Below are 15,371 nucleotides of genomic sequence, written 5' to 3'. Positions count from 1 at the left end.
CTCAGTCGGCGGGCAGGGGCGTGATCGGCTGCGTCTCGTTCGACGCCGGAGCGGCGTCCTCGACGATCGGCGCGCCAGCACCCACCGGCACCTCGATCGGACCGGTCGACGTCTCATCCTGCGGGGCGCCGATCAGCCCGGCGACCCGCGCGGCCACGGCCTCGGGGTCGGCGAACAGCTCGAAGTTGTGCACGCGGAGGTAGTGCCAGCCGAGGCGGCGCAGCAGCTCCGGGCGCAGCCGCAGCGAGACCCGGAGGCTCTGCGTGCTGACGTCGCGGTCGGTCTCGACGACGACGGCGCGGGTGCCGTGCGCCGCGACCAGTGCGAGCTTGCCCTTGTGGCCGATGTTGACGCGCAGTCCGCGGCGCTCGAGGCGCGCGGCCAGGTCGACCAGCATCGGCTCGGAGTAGTCGTCGCGGTCGCTCGGCTGGACGCGGTCCTCCGCCTCCTGGAGCACCTGGGCGAGCGCGACCATGCCGTAGCGCATCCGCGACTCGTCGATGTCCCCGGGGCGGAAGCAGGAGACGATGTCCATCGAGCGGCGGGCGCGGGTCATGCCGACGGCGAGCAGGCGCTCTCCGCCCGGCTCGGCCAGCGCACCGAAGTTGGAGAGCAGGCGGCCGTGCGGGGTGCGGCCGTAGCCGATCGAGAAGATCACCCGGTCGCGGCTCTGCGCCACCGACTGCTCGAGCGTCACCACGGCGAACGGCTCGGGCCGGTCACCGAGGATGAAGTCGTTGAGGTCCGCGCGCTTCGCGAACGCGGTGAGCACGGCCTGCTGCACCCGGACGGCGTGCCGCGGGCTCGCGGTGATCACCATCAGCGACTCGCGCGGGCGGATGACCGCGTGCTCGAGCACCAGCTCGACCACCTTCGCGACCTCGGCGTCGACGGACTCGACCGCTCCGGAGTCGTTCTCCGGCATGCCGTGTCCGCTGGCGATGTAGTGGAAGCGGAGCGAGTCGTGCCCGAGGAACGAGCCGGCCCACGGCAGCGAGTCGATCCGGCCGCCGTAGAAGCGTCGGTTCACCAGCTCGGCGAGGTCCTCGCCGCCCGCGCGGTAGCTGCGGGTGAGCGTGACGGTGTTCAGCAGCTCGCCCAGGCGGGCCAGCGCCGACTGCGCGTGCAGGGCCTCGACGTCGGTGCGCGAGGCGGCACTGCCGAACTCGACGGTCTCGTCGACGCGCAGCGAGAACGGCGTCGGCGTCTGCGTCACCGGGTCGCCGAACGCGACGACCTGCTTGGCGCGGCGGATCGCTCCGACGTTCTCGGCGAGGGTCGTGGCGCCGGCGTCGACGAGGAAGACCGCGTCGAACGTGGTCTCGGTGCCGATGCGGTGCACCTCGTAGGGCGAGGCGAGCCAGGCCGGAGCGAGCACGCGGGAGAGGTGCGGCGCGGCCTTCTGCAGCTCCTGCGGCGTGGTCGACGCCTCGGAGCGCAGCAGCGCGCGCAGGGCGTCGCGCTCGAGCTGCCAGTCGACGAGCCCGATCTTCCAGGTCTCCGAGAGCTTCCAGGCCAGCAGCTCGGCGCTGGAGGCGGCGTGCGCCTCGTCCACGAGCTTGAAGTCCGCCTCGAGCCGGTCCAGGACGCTGGTGTTGCCGCCGAGCAATGCGCGCTCGTCGGTCAGCATGATCTCGAGCGCCGAGCGCCACCAGGCGAGGTCGAGCTCGATCGCGACCAGCTCGGCCGGCACGTGACGGCGAGACAGGTCGGTCAGCAGCGGGTCCAGGCCCCACTCGCGCAGCGTCGAGAGCAGCGTCGTGCGCTCCTGCAGGTTGGCGAGCACCTCGCTGTCCTCGGCGAGGCCGGAGACCATCGAGACGAGCTCGGCGAGCGGGAGCGACGCGAGCGGCGTGCTGCTCCCGCGCCGGCCGAGCGGCTCGTCGAGCCGGCCGAGCTGGTCGGACACCTGCTGGAACGCGACCTGCACGTCGGCGACGCCGACCGGCACCTCGGGGACGGTGCCCGCGACGGCGTAGCGCTGCCAGAGCGTGCGCTGCTGCTGCACGCGGCGCAGCGACGCGTTGAGGTCGGTGACGTGCGCGCCGGGCCGCATGTACTCGCGGGCGAGCTTCTTCAGGCGGCGGCGGTTGGTCGAGGACATCTCGGCGGCCTCGCGGCGCGGCGAGGTGGCGACGATGAGGTCCTGGATCGAGCGGTCGAAGACGGCCGGCTGGAACTTGTCGAGCGTCTCCCGGACGTCCTGCAGCAGGCGCAGGTAGATGCCGAGCTCGGCGACCGACTCGAACGGGCGCATGCGCGTCTGCGCGATGACGTCCTGCGCGCGGTCGAGCAGGCGCGGCAGGTCGCGCAGGTGCAGGCGCTTGGCCAGCTCGTGCGCGGCCTCCGCGTCGGCCGTCGAGTCGAACTGCGCGCCGTACCAGGGCGAGTCGCCCGGTCCGTAGCGGAACTCGCCGAGGCGGGCCGACTCGATCAGCATCCGGGTCGCCTCGGGGCGGCTGTGCGCGAGGGCGGTGACGGCGCGGCGGTCGAGGCGGGCGGCGGTCGACGGGGGCGTGCGCAGCTGCGAGAGGCGCGCCAGCTCCTCGAGGGCCTGCAGCGCGGAGACGCCGAAGCTGGGGTCGCGGCGCGAGAGGGCGCCGCGGTAGTCGAGCAGCACCTTGCGCAGGCGCAGCAGGGCGTCGTCGATCTCGCTGACGGAGGGGCGTGCGGCCTTCTCGTTGCGGCCGATCGACTGGATCAGGTCGCGGCGGAGCGTGCGCGGGCTGACGGCGATGCCGCCGAGGCCGGCGGACAGCAGCCGCTGGTGGATGCTGTCGAGGCTCGAGCGGCGGGCACCGACGACGAGGACGCGCTTGTGCTGCGCGGCGAGCGCGCCGATCGCGTTGACGATCGTCTGGGTGCCGCCGGTGCCGGGGAGGGTCTTCACGACGAGCGAGTTGCCGGCCGCGATGTTCGCGATGACCTGCTCCTGCTCGGCGTCGGCGTCGAGGAGGAGGTTGTCGGTCGCCGGCGGACGCTCGTCCTGCGGGATGATCGACGCCACCTTCTGCGACTGCTGCAGCGCGCGCTTGGCGGCCGGGTTGCCGGCGACCGCGTCCAGGACGGGGTGCTCGAGCATCCGGGCGTCGCGGAGCATGTCGCCGGCGACGTCGGCGAAGCTCGACACCACCAGGCGCGGGTGCACGGCGAACCAGGGCAGGTGCGAGGTGAGTCCGCGCAGCTGGTCGATGACCGGCTGCGGCTTGAAGACGCCGCTCTGCACCGCGAGCTCGACGAACTGCTCGGGGTCGATCGTGATGCCGAACTGCTGCTTCAGCGCGCGGGCGAGCTGCGGGTTGAAGTAGGGCTGGCCCTTGAGCTTGAGCTCGAAGTCGCGGCCGTAGCGGCGGATCGCGAGCGGGCGCAGCAGGACCGGGGCGGTGAACTCCGTCTCGCCGGCGCGCCACTGGGCGAGGCCGATCGCGAGGTGCACGCCCTCGATGCCGCGGACCGAGCGCAGCTCGATCCCCTTGTCGGTGATGGCGGCGGCGGCGTTCTTCGCGGTGCGCAGCGCCAGCTCGTCGCGGATGAGGGAGGAGAGCAGGGTCGTCTTGCCCGAGATGAACGGGGGCAGCCCGCCCGGGTGCGTGGTGGACAGCTCGATGCGGGTGCGCGGGGAGTCGACGAAGTGCAGGAGCGGCGAGGGGCCGCCGACCTTGGCGAGCTCCTCCCGCCAGGACTGCCAGACCGGGTCGGCCGCGTTGCCGCCCTGGTAGCCGGCCTCGCCGCTCGTCACCTGGACGGGCGTGGTGGCGTTGGAGGGGAGCTGGAGGGCGGACGCCTCGCGCGGGTCACCGGACTCGGGGGAGGTCGCCACCGGTCCGGCTCCTGGGAAATCGTCGACACGTTGCACACGGACACCCTAAGCCGGGGATCTGCGAAAGGCCGTAGCGACGCGGATCGGCCGGACGACCGAGGCGTCACCCGCGTCTGGGGGTCGTGCGGGTCGGTCAGGCCGCGGTGCGGGCGAGCCCCTCGTCGCCGGATCGCGCTCCGCGATCGGGCCAGACGCCGAGCGGGGGCACGCTCTCGACCCGGCGCTCGCCGTCCGCGACGACGACGCGGCTCTCGACGCGGTCGTGCCCGCCGGCGACGGCCACGGCGATCATGACGGCCTCGGCGTGGTCGCGGGTCAGGTGGCCGAACGCCGCGCGCAGGTCGACCGGGCGGCCGGTGGCGAGCGACAGCGCGATCCGGGCGACCGCCTCCTCGGAGAGGTCGAGCAGGTGCGCGCCGCGCTCGAGGACCGCCAGGTCGACCGCCGATCCCGCTGCGCTCTCACGGACCCACGGCAGTCCCGGGCGGGCGCAGCCGGTGCGCCGGAGCAGCTCCTGCGCGAGGGCGACGGCGGTGCTCGCGGTGGACGGGACGGCGGGCGCGGCGGTCACGAAGCGGCTCCGGTCGGCGCGGACGGCCCGCGGCGGCTCGTGCGGCGGGCGGCGCGGACCGCCACCGACGTCACGGCCGTGAGGACGCAGATCAGCCCGACCAGCGCCGGCGCGAGCCAGCCGAGCACGCCCGCCCGCTCGACGGTGGGCCCGACGTACGACCACTGGGTGAGGCCGTGGACGAAGAGGGCGAAGAAGCCGAGGGCGACGCCGGTCAGCGCGGTGACGAGATCGGCCGGGCGGAGGACCTCGTCGACGTCGGAGAGGGCGGCGGGAGCGGGAGGCGCGACGGCGGCCGGGTCGGTGGCCGGCAGCGCGAGGGTGCCGGTGGACGGAGTGGACATGGAACCGATGGAACCAGGCGACGGCCGTCTCCGGCGTCCTCCGCTGGCATGATGGCGCGCGCCGTTCGGCTCACGTCGCGCGGCGTCGCCCGAGCGAGGATTGGAAGCGCAGGAGGTAGCCGTCGGGATCGGTGACGAGGACCTGGCGGACGCCCGCCTCCTCCTCCCCCGCGCGGTACCAGCGGGTCTCGGCAGGGGTGAACAGGAGCACTCCTGCCGCGTCGAGGGCCGCCGCGACGGCGTCGGCGTCGTCGACGCGGATCTGGAGGTTCGCGCCGCGGCCGAGCGGGCGCTCCAGCGGCGCGGTGATCCAGTCGCGGGTGCTGCCGATCCGGTCGAGCATGACGTGGGCGCCGCCGCGGACGAGGTACGCGAAGCCCTCCTCCGGCCGCGCGTAGCGGACCGCGAAGCCGCAGGGGCCGCACCAGAAGGCGAGGCTGCGCTCGAGGTCCGCGACGAGGAGCTCGGGGACGAGGTCGGGCTCGAAGGCGGAGCCGGGCTCGGCGGCGGGGTCGGCGGCGGTCACAGCGCCATGCTGCCATGGACCCGCAGCGGATCGAGGGCCGGGCTAGGGTCGACGGCATGGGGGCCGGGAGCACGGGGATCAGGGACGACGGGAACCTCGAGGACGGCGAGTCGAGAATCCCGGACAGTGCGGACGGCGACAGGTCCGGAGCCGCGACCGCTCCGGTACACGACGGGCCCCCGCGCTTCCCGCTCAGCCTGGTGGTCGTCGTCCCGGTCGGGATGCTGGTGCTCGGCGGCCTCTTCGGGAGCACCCTCGCCCTGAGCACTCCGTGGCTGCCGATGGCGCTGACGCGGGCGGGACTGCCCTACGCCGTGCTCGCGCTGATCGTCGCCTTAGTGCTCCGCCTCCGCGCGGTGCGAGCCGTGCGGGCGGACCGGGCCGAGCCGCTCGACGCGGTGATCGCCTCCGGCCGCAGCCTCGCCCAGCGGGCGACCCGGGCCACCGCTGCGACCCTGCTCGCGATCTGGCTGATCGTCGCCACGGCGTTCGCGCTGCAGACCGAGCCGGGTCTCCTCGTCCTCGCCGGCGGGCCGGTCATCATCGGCGCGCTGCTGTCGATCGTCGCGAACGCGCCCCTGCTCTACTCCCCGCGGATCGCCCGCTCCGAGGTCGCCGTGGTGCTCGCGCACGCGGACGGCCGGCGGCGGATCCTCGCGAACTGGATCCTCGCGCCGCTGTCCTGGTTCGCCTACGCGATCCCGGTGCAGCTCCTCGGCCTCTGGAACGTCTAGCGCGCTTCGGCGGTCTCGGGCGCGGTCTTCGTGCGGCCCGGCAGCAGCAGGAGGCCGGAGACGCCGACGACGATCAGCAGGATCGCCGCGACGGTGACGAAGGCGGACAGCGCCAGCACCGGCATGATGACGGTGAGCAGGCCCGCGATCACCGAGGCGATGCCCGCGGCGATCGGCAGCCACACCGGGCCGGCGACGGTGCGGCCGCTGGTGATGCTCGAGACGCCGTCGAGGATCCAGCCCAGGCCGATCACGAGGCCGAGGATGCTCAGCGACTCGAACGGGTTGGACAGGCAGAGGATGCCGGCGACCAGGATCAGGGCGCCGAGCAGGCCCGCGAGCCAGCGCACCCGGTTCTGCAGGCGCGTGGCGGTGAAGGCCAGCAGGAGCCGGAAGACGCCGGCGGCGATCAGGTGGATGCCGAAGACGATCGCGACGGTGAGCAGGGTAGGGCCGGGGATCAGCACCGCGATCACGCCGAGGGCGATGGCGATCAGCGAGACGCCGATGATCCAGCTGCGCTCGACGGCGGTGCGGGAGAGGGCGGGAGGCGGAGTCGCGGCGGCGGCGTTCTCGGCCGTGTTCTCGGGCATGAGGGTCCTCTCGTCGGGGGCTGACCCCTCGAACGCTAGGGCACTTCCGCCCCGCGGCGAGCGGGACACGGGGGCGGTCGCGCTCGGCTCGCGCGCCCGCTACCCTGCGGCGGCGGCGACCCCGGTCAGTGCCGGCGGCGCGCCCCAGTGCCGCGGGCGGCGCGATGCCGGCGGATGCTGCGGACCACCAGCAGCAGCACGACCACGCCGATCGCGCCGTAGATGATCGCGTCGAGCACGCCCGCGTACTGGTCGACCAGCTCGTACTGGGTGCCGAGCGCTGCGCCGAGGCCGATCAGCAGGCCGTTCCAGACGCCGGAGCCGAGGATCGTCAGACCGGAGAACAGCAGCAGGTTCATCCGCTCGGCACCCGCGGGCAGCGAGATCAGACTCCGGACTCCGGGGATGAGCCGGCCGAAGAGGACGGCCCAGGTGCCGTGGCGGCGGAACCAGCCGACGGCCTTCTCGAAGTCCTCGCGGTCGACCAGGGGCAGCTTGGACAGCAGGCGGATCGAGCGCTCGGTGCCGATGCGGTAGCCGAGCCAGTACAGGATCAGGCCGCCGAGGTAGGCGCCGAGGGTCGCGGTGATCACGACGAGCACCAGGTTCATCCGCCCCTGCTGGGCCAGGAAGCCCGCCAGCGGCAGCACCAGCTCGCTCGGGATCGGCGGGAAGACCGTCTCGATCAGCGTCAGCAGACCGACACCGGCCTCGCCGAGTGCCGCGATCACGCGGGCGGCGACGCCGACGAGACCGGAGAGCTCGTCGATGCTGTCGGTGGAGGAGGCCGCCGTCACGGTGGCAGGGGCGAGGGCGAGGGTCGCGATCGTCATGACTGAGAAGCTACTCAGTCCCGGGGCTCCGCACCTGGGAGATCGGGTCGGCACCGGACCCCGCGTCAGGGGCTGCCCGTGCCGGGGTGAGGTCCGCGTCAGGGGCTGCCGGTGAGGACGACCTGCTCGGAGCCCTGGAGGCGCACCTCGACCGAGGCGATCTCGGCCAGTGGCAGACCGGTCGAGAGGCTCGGCTCCACCGTCGAGCCGGGCGTGCTCGTCCACGAGCCGATCGGCTCCGTGGAGCCGGCCGTGTCGGTCACGTACATCACGTAGCCGACGGACGCCGCGCCCCCGGTCGCCGCGCCGCTCTCCTCCCAGCTGCAGTCCATGTCGATCCGGGTGCCCCACGCCTCCGGAACGAAGCGGACCGACGCCTCGACCGGGACGCCGGGGGCCGCGGCGAGCGCCACCGTGTTCTCGACCACCGTGGGCGGGGCGCCGACCACGAGCGGGAGGGCGATCGCGGCGGCCGCGGAGACCCCGGCTGCAGCGAGCACGAGGCCGGCGATGCGGAAGCGGGTGCGGCGGCGGAGCGCGTCGGTCGCGCGGGCGAGGTGCGCGAGCAGGGCGGGCGGGGCGGACTCCTCGACGCGCTGCTCCGTCTCGAGCAGCGCGAGCCCCTCCTCCTGCGGCAGATGCGCGAGCAGGCCGGGGATCGCGACGAACTCGCCCAGTGCCTCGCGGCAGCCCGGGCAGCCCCGCAGGTGCTGCTCGTAGGCGCGGCGGTCGGCGGGCGAGAGCGCGCCGAGGAGGTACGCCGCGTCCCAGTCGCGGAAGGCGTCGTCGCGGAAGGCGTCGTCGCTCTGCTGCTCGGTGCTCACGGTTCGGTCACGCCTTTCTCCTGGAGGGCGAGCTTCAGCGCCCGCATCCCGTAGTGCATCCGCGACTTCACCGTTCCGGGCGCGATGCCCAGCAGCTCGGCGATCTCGCCGACCGTGCGCCCGCCGTAGTAGGCGTGCACGATCACCGCGCGGTGGTCGTGGCTGAGGGTGCTCAGCGCCTCCGAGAGCAGCCAGGCGTCCAGTACCTGGTCGGTGCGGTCGCCGTGCGCGCGCTCGGGCACCTCGTCGGTCCCGAACTCGCGGTTGTGCCGGGCGCTGCGGCGGTCGTCGATGACGATGTTGCGGGCCACGGTGTAGAGCCAGGAGCGGGCCGCGGCCTCGCCCTGGGCCAGGATCTCCGGGTGCTTCCAGGCGCGCAGCAGGGCCTCCTGCACCACGTCCTCCGCCAGCTGGCGGTCGCCCGTGAGCCGCAGGACGAAGCGCCACAGCGCCGCCGAGTGCTCGTCGTGCAGGGCACGCAGCATCTCGGCCTGATCCTCGGACATCTCCACCTCTCCTCCTTCAACGTAGAGGGGCGGCGTCCGGTTCACCCGCGGCCCCGGTTCGCGCCGGGCGCCGCACTCTGGTACTCCGGAGCGGTGACCTTCCCCGATGCCGCCGACGCCGCCCGCGTCCGCACCTTCCTCCGCGACCAGCGCGTGCGCATCCTCGACGACGTCCGCCACCTCGTGATGATGGAGAGCCCGAGCGACTCCCTCGAGGCGCTCGACGAGCTGCACGCGTTCCTGGTGCACTGGGTCGGCGAGCGGCTCGGGCACGCGGGCGAGCTCGAGCACCTCCGCGAGCAGGACTGCCCGAGCGCGTCGAGCTGGACGTTCCCGGGCAGCGCCCCGGGGCGCGGACCGCGCGGGTCGCGCCCGTTCGTGGCGCTGGTGGGGCACTACGACACCGTCTGGCCGCTCGGCACGACCCGCGGCTGGCCGTTCGCGATCGACGGCGACCGCCTGAGCGGCCCGGGCAGCTACGACATGAAGGTCGGCCTGGTGCAGATGGTCTGGCTGGTGCTGGCGCTGCGGCACGCCCGACTCGCGCACCCGGCCGTGCGGCTGGTGATGAACGGCGACGAGGAGGTCGGCAGCCTCACCTCGCGCAGCTTCCTCGAGCACCAGAGCCGCGGGGCGGAGGCGGCGCTCGTCTTCGAGGGGGCGATCGGCACCGCGGTGAAGACCGCGCGCAAGGGCATCGGCAACTTCGTGGTGGACATCGTCGGAGTCGAGGCGCACGCGGGCGTCGAGCCGGAGAAGGGGGCGAGCGCGATCCACGAGCTCGGCGCGCTGATCCCGCGCGTGCTCGGCATCGCCCGGCCCGAGGCGGGGACGACCGTCAACATCGGCGTGGTCAAGGGCGGCAGCCGGGTGAACGTCACGACCGCGAAGGTGCGGCTCGAGCTCGAGGTGCGGATCCGCGGCGCGGCCGAGGCGGCGCGGGTGGAGGCCGAGATGAACGCTCTCGAAGCGTCGGACCCGCGGATCCGGATCGAGGTCCGCGGTTCGTGGCAGCGGCCCGTCTTCGAGCGGACGGCCGCCGTCGGCGCGCTCTACCGCCGGGCCGAGCGGGTGGCGAAGACGATGGACCTGCCGCTGACCGAGACGGCGGTGGGCGGCGCCAGCGACGGCAATCTGATCGCCGCGCTCGGGATCCCCGTCCTCGACGGGCTCGGCGCCCCTGGCGAGGGCGCGCACGCCCGGGGAGAATCGGTGAGCATCGACGGGATGCTCGAGCGGACCGCGCTCGCGGCACTGCTGGTGGCGAGCTTCGCCGCGGAGGGAGACTGAGATGGTCCTGTACGAGTCGCGCCCGGTCGGCGTCGTGATCGACGCGCCGGCGGACGAGGTGTACTCCTTCGTCGTCGATCCCTCGAACCTGTCGCTCTGGGCGGCGGGGCTGGCGCAGGCCTCCGTCGAGGAGGTGGACGGCCACTGGTTCGCCGACTCGCCGATGGGCCGGGTCGAGATCGTCTTCGCGCCGCGGAACCCCTACGGCGTGGCGGATCACCGGGTGATCACCGAGGGCGGCCGGGTCTTCGACAACCCGCTCCGGATCCTCGCCAACGGCGACGGCGCGGAGGTCGCCTTCACCGTCCGCCGGTACGACGGGATGACGCTCGAGCAGTGGGACGAGGACTGCGACCGGGTCGCGGCGGACCTCGAGACGCTGCGAGGGCTGCTGGAGCGCGCGGAGGACTGAGCGGGCGGGACCGCGGGTCTCCTCCCCAGGAGCGGACCTCGCGGAGCCGTCCACCGGTCTTCGGGCCCGCCGCGATCGGGCGCCGATCCTGCACTACATTCGACAGGATCCGGCGTTCGCCCGGGCCTTCCGCGCGAGAACGAGGGACGTCATGACCTCTCCCGAACCCACCACCCGGCCCGCCGGCGGCATCGAGCTCAACGGTCTCGACACGATCCAGGAGTCGGAGCGGCACGGCCGGCCCCGCGACCTGTTCTGGCCGTGGTTCGCGGCCAACGTCTCGGTGCTGGGGCTGAGCTACGGCTCGTTCCTGCTCGGCTTCGGCCTGTCCTTCTGGCAGGCGACCGCGGTCGCCGTGATCGGGATCGTCGTCTCCTTCCTCTTCTGCGGCTTCGTCGCGGTCGCCGGCAAGCGCGGGTCGGCCCCGACGATGGTGCTCAGCCGCGCCTCCTTCGGCGTCGACGGCAACCGCCTGATCGCGGTGATCTCCTGGCTGCTCACGGTGGGCTGGGAGACGGTGCTCGCCTCGCTCGCCGTGCTGGCGACGGCGACCGTCTTCGAGGAGTTCGGCTGGGACGGCGGCGTGCTGACCAAGGTCGTCGCGCTGATCGTCGTCGCGGCGCTGATCGTCGTCGCCGGGATCGCCGGCTTCCGGCTGATCATGCGGCTCCAGCTCGCGATCACGATCGCGACCGCCGTGCTGACCGTGGTCTACGTCGTGCTCGTGCTCGACCGCATCGACCTCGCCGCCGTCGGCAGCCTGCCCTCGGGCTCGGCCGGCGCCGTGATCGGCGGGCTGGTCTTCATGATGACCGGCTTCGGGCTGGGCTGGGTGAACGCGGCGGCCGACTACTCGCGCTACCTCCCGCGCACCGCCGGCACCGCCGGGGTCATCGGCTGGACCACGATCGGCGGCGCCGTCGCGCCCGTCGTGCTGGTGGTGGTCGGGCTGCTGCTCGCCGCCTCCTCGACGGAGCTGTCCGACGCGATCGCGGCCGACCCGATCGGCGCGCTCGCGAGCATCCTGCCGACCTGGTTCCTGCTCCCCTTCATCGTCGTGGCCCTGCTGGGGCTGATCGGCGGCGCGGTGATGGACATCTACTCCTCGGGTCTCGCGCTGCTCAGCACCGGCCTCAAGGTGTCCCGGCCGGTGGCCGCCGGCATCGACGGCGTGCTGATGGTCCTCGGCGCGATCTACGTCGTCTTCGTCGCGGGCGACTTCCTCGGCCCGTTCCAGGGCTTCCTGATCACGCTCGGCGTGCCGATCGCGGGCTGGCTCGGCGTCTTCCTGGCCGACCTGATCCTCCGCCGCCGCGACTACGACCAGGAGGCGCTCTACACCTCGCGCGGCCGCTACGGCAGCGTCTCGATCGCGCCGGTGCTGCTCGTGGTCGTCGGTGCCGTGATCGGCTGGGGCCTCGTCGTCAACTACTCCCCCGGCTTCGAGTGGGAGGGCTACCTGCTCGGCCCGATCGGCGGGCGCGACGGCGAATGGGCCGGGGCGAACCTCGGCGTGCTGGTCGCCCTCGTGATCGGCTTCGCCGGCACGCTCGTCCTCTCGCGCTCCGCAGTGCGGCGCCAGGAGGCCGACGCGTGAGCCTGCTCGTCGCGATCGACCTGCAGCACGTCTTCGCCGACGCGTCCTCGCCGTGGGCATCGAAGGAGTTCGACCGTGCGGCGGAGGGGACGACCCGGCTGCTCCCGCGCTTCGGCGAGCGGGTGGTCACCACCCGCTTCGTCGCCCCACCCCAGCCCCGCGGCGCCTGGATCCCCTACTACCGGGACTGGCCGTTCGCGCTCGTCCCGGACGAGGATCCGCTCTACGCGCTCGTCCCCGGCTTCGAGGGGCACCGCACGATCATCGCGCCGACGTTCGGCAAGTGGGGCGCCGAGCTCGAGGCGCTGCTCGACGACTCCCGCTCGATGGTGCTGACCGGGGTCTCGACCGACTGCTGCGTGCTGGCGACGGCACTCGCCGCGGCCGACGCCGGCGTGCAGGTCCGGATCGTGACCGACGCCTGCGCGGGCGCCTCCGAGGCCGACCACGCCCGCGCGCTCGACGCGATGGCGCTGTTCGGGCCGCTGATCACCCTGACGACCGTCGACGAGGTGCTGGCCGATGTCCGTGCCGGAGTGTGAGCGCGCGGGAGGTCTCGCGACGACGGCCTGCGGACCGGCATGATGGCGGGATGTCCTCCACCGACGTCCGCGACAGCGCGGCGCCCCGCATCCTCGTCATCGGCGAAGCCCTGATCGACATCGTCGAGCGCGACGGCGAGAGCACCGAGCACGTCGGCGGCTCGCCCGCGAACGTCGCGCTCACCCTCGCCCGCCTCGGCCGCGAGGCGACCCTCGTCACCGACATCGCCGACGACGCGCGCGGCCGCCGCATCGCCGAGCACCTGGGTGCCTCCGGCGTCACCGTGCTGCACGGCGACGCCGAGCGCACCTCGACCGCCGGGGCCCGCCTGCAGGAGGACGGCTCCGCCGAGTACGACTTCGATCTCTCCTGGAACCCGCCGGCCGCCGATCCCTCGAGCGCGACCCACGTGCACACCGGCTCGATCGCGGTCTACCTCGAGCCGGGAGGCTCCGCGATCGTCGAGCTGCTCGAGGCACTGCCGGCCGGCGTCACCGCGAGCGTCGACGCGAACATCCGCCCCGCCCTCGTCGGCGAGCACAACGACGCCCTCGCGCGCTTCGAGCGCGTCGCCGCGGCCTGCGAGATCGTCAAGCTCAGCGACGAGGACGCGGAGTGGCTCTACCCGACGATGCAGCTCGACGAGGTGCTGACCCGCCTCCTCGAGCTGGGCGCGCAGGTCGCCGTCGTGACCCGCGGCGGCGAGGGCCTGCTGCTCGCCTCCGCCGTCGCCCGGGCCACCGTCCCGGCCGCCCGCATCGTCGTCGCCGACACCATCGGCGCGGGCGACTCCGCCATGGGCGCGATCCTCGACGAGGCCTTCCGCCAGGGCCTCGGCGCCCCGAACGGCCTGCTCCTCGACGAGCCGTCCCTGCGCGCGATCGGCCACTGGGCCGCCCGCGTCGCCGGCATCACCACCTCCCGCTCCGGCGCGAACCCCCCGACCCGCGCGGAGCTGTAGGGGGCGCGCGGGTCGCGCCTGCTGGGCGCGGGGATCTCGATACGCCCGCCGCGCGGGCTACTCGATCAGCACGCGGGGCCCTCTGCGAGGACTGCTCGATCAGCATGCGGGGCCCGCTCCGCGGGCTACTCGATCAGCTCCCGACGCGAGGTGTCACGGCAGGCGCCAGGTGACACGGCGACCCGCGCGACCTGTAACCCTCGTCGCCGTGACCACGATTGTTCCGGCCGACTACGGCGCGACGCTGGACGAGCTCAAGCGGCATGTGCACGACGCCCGATTCCGCGCCCAGCGCAAGGCGAACACGGAGCTGCTTCGACTGTGGTGGCGGATCGGCTCGACGATCCTCGACCGTCAGCAGCGCGAGCCCTGGGGCAGTGGCGTTTTGGAGCGCCTCGCGGACGACCTGCGAGCCGAATTCCCCTCGATGAAAGGGTTCTCCCGCGCGAACCTGTTCTCCATGCGCCGCTTCGCGGCGGCCTGGCCGGACGAGGAGTCGATTGTCCAACGACCCGTTGGACAATTGCCCTGGGGCCACGTCATCGAGCTGCTCGACAAGCTCGACGATCAGGGGCTCCGGGACTGGTACGCCGCCCAGGACGTCTCGCGCGGCTGGAGCCGGCCGATCCTGGTCCACCAGATCAGGACTCGTCTGCATGAGCGCGAGGCCGCCGCCGCCAGCAACTACGCCGCCGTCCTCGCAGCGACCGATTCCGAACTGGCACAGCAGATCACCCGAGATCCGTACGCTCTCGACTTCCTCGCCATCGACGGAGACAGCCGGGAGCGCGACCTCGAGGACCGCCTGGTCGGCCGGATCACGGACACCCTCCGCGAGCTCGGTCCCGGGTTTGCTTTCGTCGCCCGCCAGATGCACTTCGAGGTCGACGGTGACGACTTCTTCATCGATCTGGTCTTCTTCCACGTCGAACAGCTGCGATACATCGTCGTCGAGCTGAAGACGACCAAATTCGAGCCGAGGGACGCCGGGCAGCTCGGCTTCTACGTCGCCCTGGTGGACGACAAGCTGCGGATCTCCGGAAAGCACGAGCCGACCATCGGCATCCTCGTCGTCACCGACAAGAACGATGCGGTCGTCCGCTACTCCCTGGCCTCGACGACGCAGCCCGTCGCCGTCAGCCGCTATGAGCTCGCGGAGGACGCACGGGCAGCGCTCCCCGACGAAGCGTCTCTCCTCGACGTGTTCTCGCGCGAGCGGCGACTCAGCCCCGATGGCGGGACAGCGCCGTCGGCCGAGGAGGGAGCGGACAGCTGAGACGCGAGGCTCTTCCCGCTGCGCGGACTGGGCGATCAGCAGGAGGGCGGCCGTTGCAGCGGGGTCGCCGGCGGGTCGATACTGGGCCCTCCTCGACAGGAAGGCGCCGTCATGTCCACGAGTCTCAGCCCCTACATCGGCTTCCGCGACAACGCTCGCGAGGCGATGGAGTTCTACCACTCGGTCTTCGGCGGGGAGCTGCAGTCCAGCACCTTCGCGGACTTCCACGCGAGCGAGGATCCGGCCGAGCAGGACCTGATCATGCACTCGCAGCTGGTCACGCCGAACGGGCTGATCCTGATGGCGTCCGACACTCCGGGCTCGATGACGTTCGAGGAGGGCGCGCGCATCACCGTCGCGCTCTTCGGCGACGACGACGCCGAGCTCGGCGGCTACTGGGACGGGCTCGCCGCCGGCGGCTCGGTCCAGGAGCCGCTGACCACGTCACCCTGGGGCGACCGCTTCGGGATGCTGACGGACCGGTTCGGCGTGCACTGGATGGTCAACATCTCGGGCGCGTCCGCCTGAGCGTCCCGATCGC

At 73.0% G+C, this 15,371-nt stretch carries 16 protein-coding genes; 8 read left to right on the top strand and 8 right to left on the bottom strand.

What is annotated here, in order from left to right; translation table 11 throughout:
• Position 1 precedes the first annotated feature (1 nt).
• From EDF22_RS03655 to EDF22_RS03640, 4 genes are all read right to left on the bottom strand, one after another.
• A complete protein-coding gene (locus tag EDF22_RS03655) occupies positions 2–3,820 on the bottom strand; it encodes an ATP-binding protein (protein ID WP_372487843.1) in 3,819 nt (1,272 codons plus the stop codon).
• A gap of 133 nt (positions 3,821–3,953) precedes the next feature.
• Positions 3,954–4,391 carry a hypothetical protein gene (locus EDF22_RS03650; protein WP_123702470.1) on the bottom strand — a complete coding sequence of 146 codons (438 nt, stop codon included), beginning with the start codon at positions 4,389–4,391 and terminating at the stop codon, positions 3,954–3,956.
• Complete coding sequence (locus EDF22_RS03645; RefSeq protein ID WP_123702468.1) at positions 4,388–4,735, bottom strand: hypothetical protein; 348 nt, start codon at positions 4,733–4,735, stop codon at positions 4,388–4,390. The genes EDF22_RS03650 and EDF22_RS03645 overlap by 4 nt, the downstream gene beginning before the upstream one ends.
• A 70-nt stretch (positions 4,736–4,805) precedes the next feature.
• Entirely contained in the window at positions 4,806–5,261 is a 456-nt protein-coding gene (locus EDF22_RS03640; RefSeq protein WP_123702466.1) for a VOC family protein, read from the bottom strand.
• A 56-nt stretch (positions 5,262–5,317) separates the two neighbouring features.
• Here EDF22_RS03640 and EDF22_RS03635 point away from each other — a divergent pair, with 56 nt between their 5' ends.
• Complete coding sequence (locus EDF22_RS03635; RefSeq protein ID WP_123702464.1) at positions 5,318–5,995, top strand: hypothetical protein; 678 nt, start codon at positions 5,318–5,320, stop codon at positions 5,993–5,995.
• Here EDF22_RS03635 and EDF22_RS03630 read toward each other — a convergent pair.
• From EDF22_RS03630 to EDF22_RS03615, 4 genes are all read right to left on the bottom strand, one after another.
• Entirely contained in the window at positions 5,992–6,588 is a 597-nt protein-coding gene (locus EDF22_RS03630) for an HdeD family acid-resistance protein (RefSeq protein ID WP_123702462.1), read from the bottom strand. The two genes, EDF22_RS03635 and EDF22_RS03630, sit on opposite strands and share 4 nt — an antisense overlap.
• A 125-nt stretch (positions 6,589–6,713) precedes the next feature.
• Complete coding sequence (locus tag EDF22_RS03625; protein ID WP_123702460.1) at positions 6,714–7,421, bottom strand: DedA family protein; 708 nt, start codon at positions 7,419–7,421, stop codon at positions 6,714–6,716.
• A 98-nt stretch (positions 7,422–7,519) separates the two neighbouring features.
• Positions 7,520–8,245: an anti-sigma factor gene (locus EDF22_RS03620; RefSeq protein ID WP_123702458.1), complete on the bottom strand. Its 726-nt coding sequence runs from the start codon at positions 8,243–8,245 to the stop codon at positions 7,520–7,522.
• Positions 8,242–8,751, bottom strand: coding sequence for a sigma-70 family RNA polymerase sigma factor (locus EDF22_RS03615; RefSeq protein WP_123702456.1), 510 nt, complete (start codon positions 8,749–8,751; stop codon positions 8,242–8,244). Before EDF22_RS03615 ends, EDF22_RS03620 begins: the two co-directional genes overlap by 4 nt.
• 93 nt (positions 8,752–8,844) lie before the next feature.
• Between EDF22_RS03615 and EDF22_RS03610 the strand changes: the two genes are divergently transcribed.
• The 7 genes from EDF22_RS03610 to EDF22_RS03580 all read left to right on the top strand — a co-directional run bounded on the left by EDF22_RS03610 (position 8,845) and on the right by EDF22_RS03580 (position 15,358).
• Complete coding sequence (locus EDF22_RS03610) at positions 8,845–10,041, top strand: M20/M25/M40 family metallo-hydrolase (RefSeq protein WP_221180884.1); 1,197 nt, start codon at positions 8,845–8,847, stop codon at positions 10,039–10,041.
• 1 nt (position 10,042) lies between these two features.
• A complete protein-coding gene (locus EDF22_RS03605; protein WP_123445222.1) occupies positions 10,043–10,453 on the top strand; it encodes an SRPBCC family protein in 411 nt (136 codons plus the stop codon).
• 151 nt (positions 10,454–10,604) lie between these two features.
• Positions 10,605–12,050 carry a cytosine permease gene (locus EDF22_RS03600; protein ID WP_123702454.1) on the top strand — a complete coding sequence of 482 codons (1,446 nt, stop codon included), beginning with the start codon at positions 10,605–10,607 and terminating at the stop codon, positions 12,048–12,050.
• Complete coding sequence (locus tag EDF22_RS03595) at positions 12,047–12,592, top strand: cysteine hydrolase family protein (protein WP_260303241.1); 546 nt, start codon at positions 12,047–12,049, stop codon at positions 12,590–12,592. Before EDF22_RS03600 ends, EDF22_RS03595 begins: the two co-directional genes overlap by 4 nt.
• 50 nt (positions 12,593–12,642) lie before the next feature.
• Positions 12,643–13,554: a carbohydrate kinase gene (locus EDF22_RS03590; RefSeq protein ID WP_123702450.1), complete on the top strand. Its 912-nt coding sequence runs from the start codon at positions 12,643–12,645 to the stop codon at positions 13,552–13,554.
• Positions 13,555–13,762: 208 nt separating this feature from the next.
• Positions 13,763–14,830: a YhcG family protein gene (locus tag EDF22_RS03585; RefSeq protein ID WP_123702448.1), complete on the top strand. Its 1,068-nt coding sequence runs from the start codon at positions 13,763–13,765 to the stop codon at positions 14,828–14,830.
• A 111-nt stretch (positions 14,831–14,941) separates the two neighbouring features.
• On the top strand, positions 14,942–15,358 hold the full coding sequence (locus tag EDF22_RS03580) for a VOC family protein (RefSeq protein WP_123702446.1): 417 nt from the start codon (positions 14,942–14,944) through the stop codon (positions 15,356–15,358).
• Positions 15,359–15,371: the final 13 nt, after the last annotated feature.

Origin of the sequence: Rathayibacter sp. PhB127 (assembly GCF_003751665.1) — a bacterium.
In the GTDB taxonomy this organism is placed as follows: Bacteria; Actinomycetota; Actinomycetes; order Actinomycetales; family Microbacteriaceae; genus Rathayibacter; species Rathayibacter festucae.
The sequence above is the reverse complement of the archived record's forward strand: the minus strand, read 5'-3'. Positions and strand labels throughout refer to the sequence as shown.

Excerpts from the sequence above, each read along its gene's own strand:
- EDF22_RS03590 (WP_123702450.1), top strand. The coding sequence starts at position 12,643 with ATGTCCTCCACCGACGTCCGCGACAGCGCGGCGCCCCGCATCCTCGTC.
- EDF22_RS03625 (WP_123702460.1), bottom strand. The coding sequence starts at position 7,421 with ATGACGATCGCGACCCTCGCCCTCGCCCCTGCCACCGTGACGGCGGCC.
- EDF22_RS03645 (WP_123702468.1), bottom strand. The coding sequence starts at position 4,735 with ATGTCCACTCCGTCCACCGGCACCCTCGCGCTGCCGGCCACCGACCCG.
- EDF22_RS03580 (WP_123702446.1), top strand. The coding sequence starts at position 14,942 with ATGTCCACGAGTCTCAGCCCCTACATCGGCTTCCGCGACAACGCTCGC.
- EDF22_RS03600 (WP_123702454.1), top strand. The coding sequence starts at position 10,605 with ATGACCTCTCCCGAACCCACCACCCGGCCCGCCGGCGGCATCGAGCTC.
- EDF22_RS03630 (WP_123702462.1), bottom strand. The coding sequence starts at position 6,588 with ATGCCCGAGAACACGGCCGAGAACGCCGCCGCCGCGACTCCGCCTCCC.
- EDF22_RS03605 (WP_123445222.1), top strand. The coding sequence starts at position 10,043 with ATGGTCCTGTACGAGTCGCGCCCGGTCGGCGTCGTGATCGACGCGCCG.
- EDF22_RS03635 (WP_123702464.1), top strand. The coding sequence starts at position 5,318 with ATGGGGGCCGGGAGCACGGGGATCAGGGACGACGGGAACCTCGAGGAC.
- EDF22_RS03615 (WP_123702456.1), bottom strand. The coding sequence starts at position 8,751 with ATGTCCGAGGATCAGGCCGAGATGCTGCGTGCCCTGCACGACGAGCAC.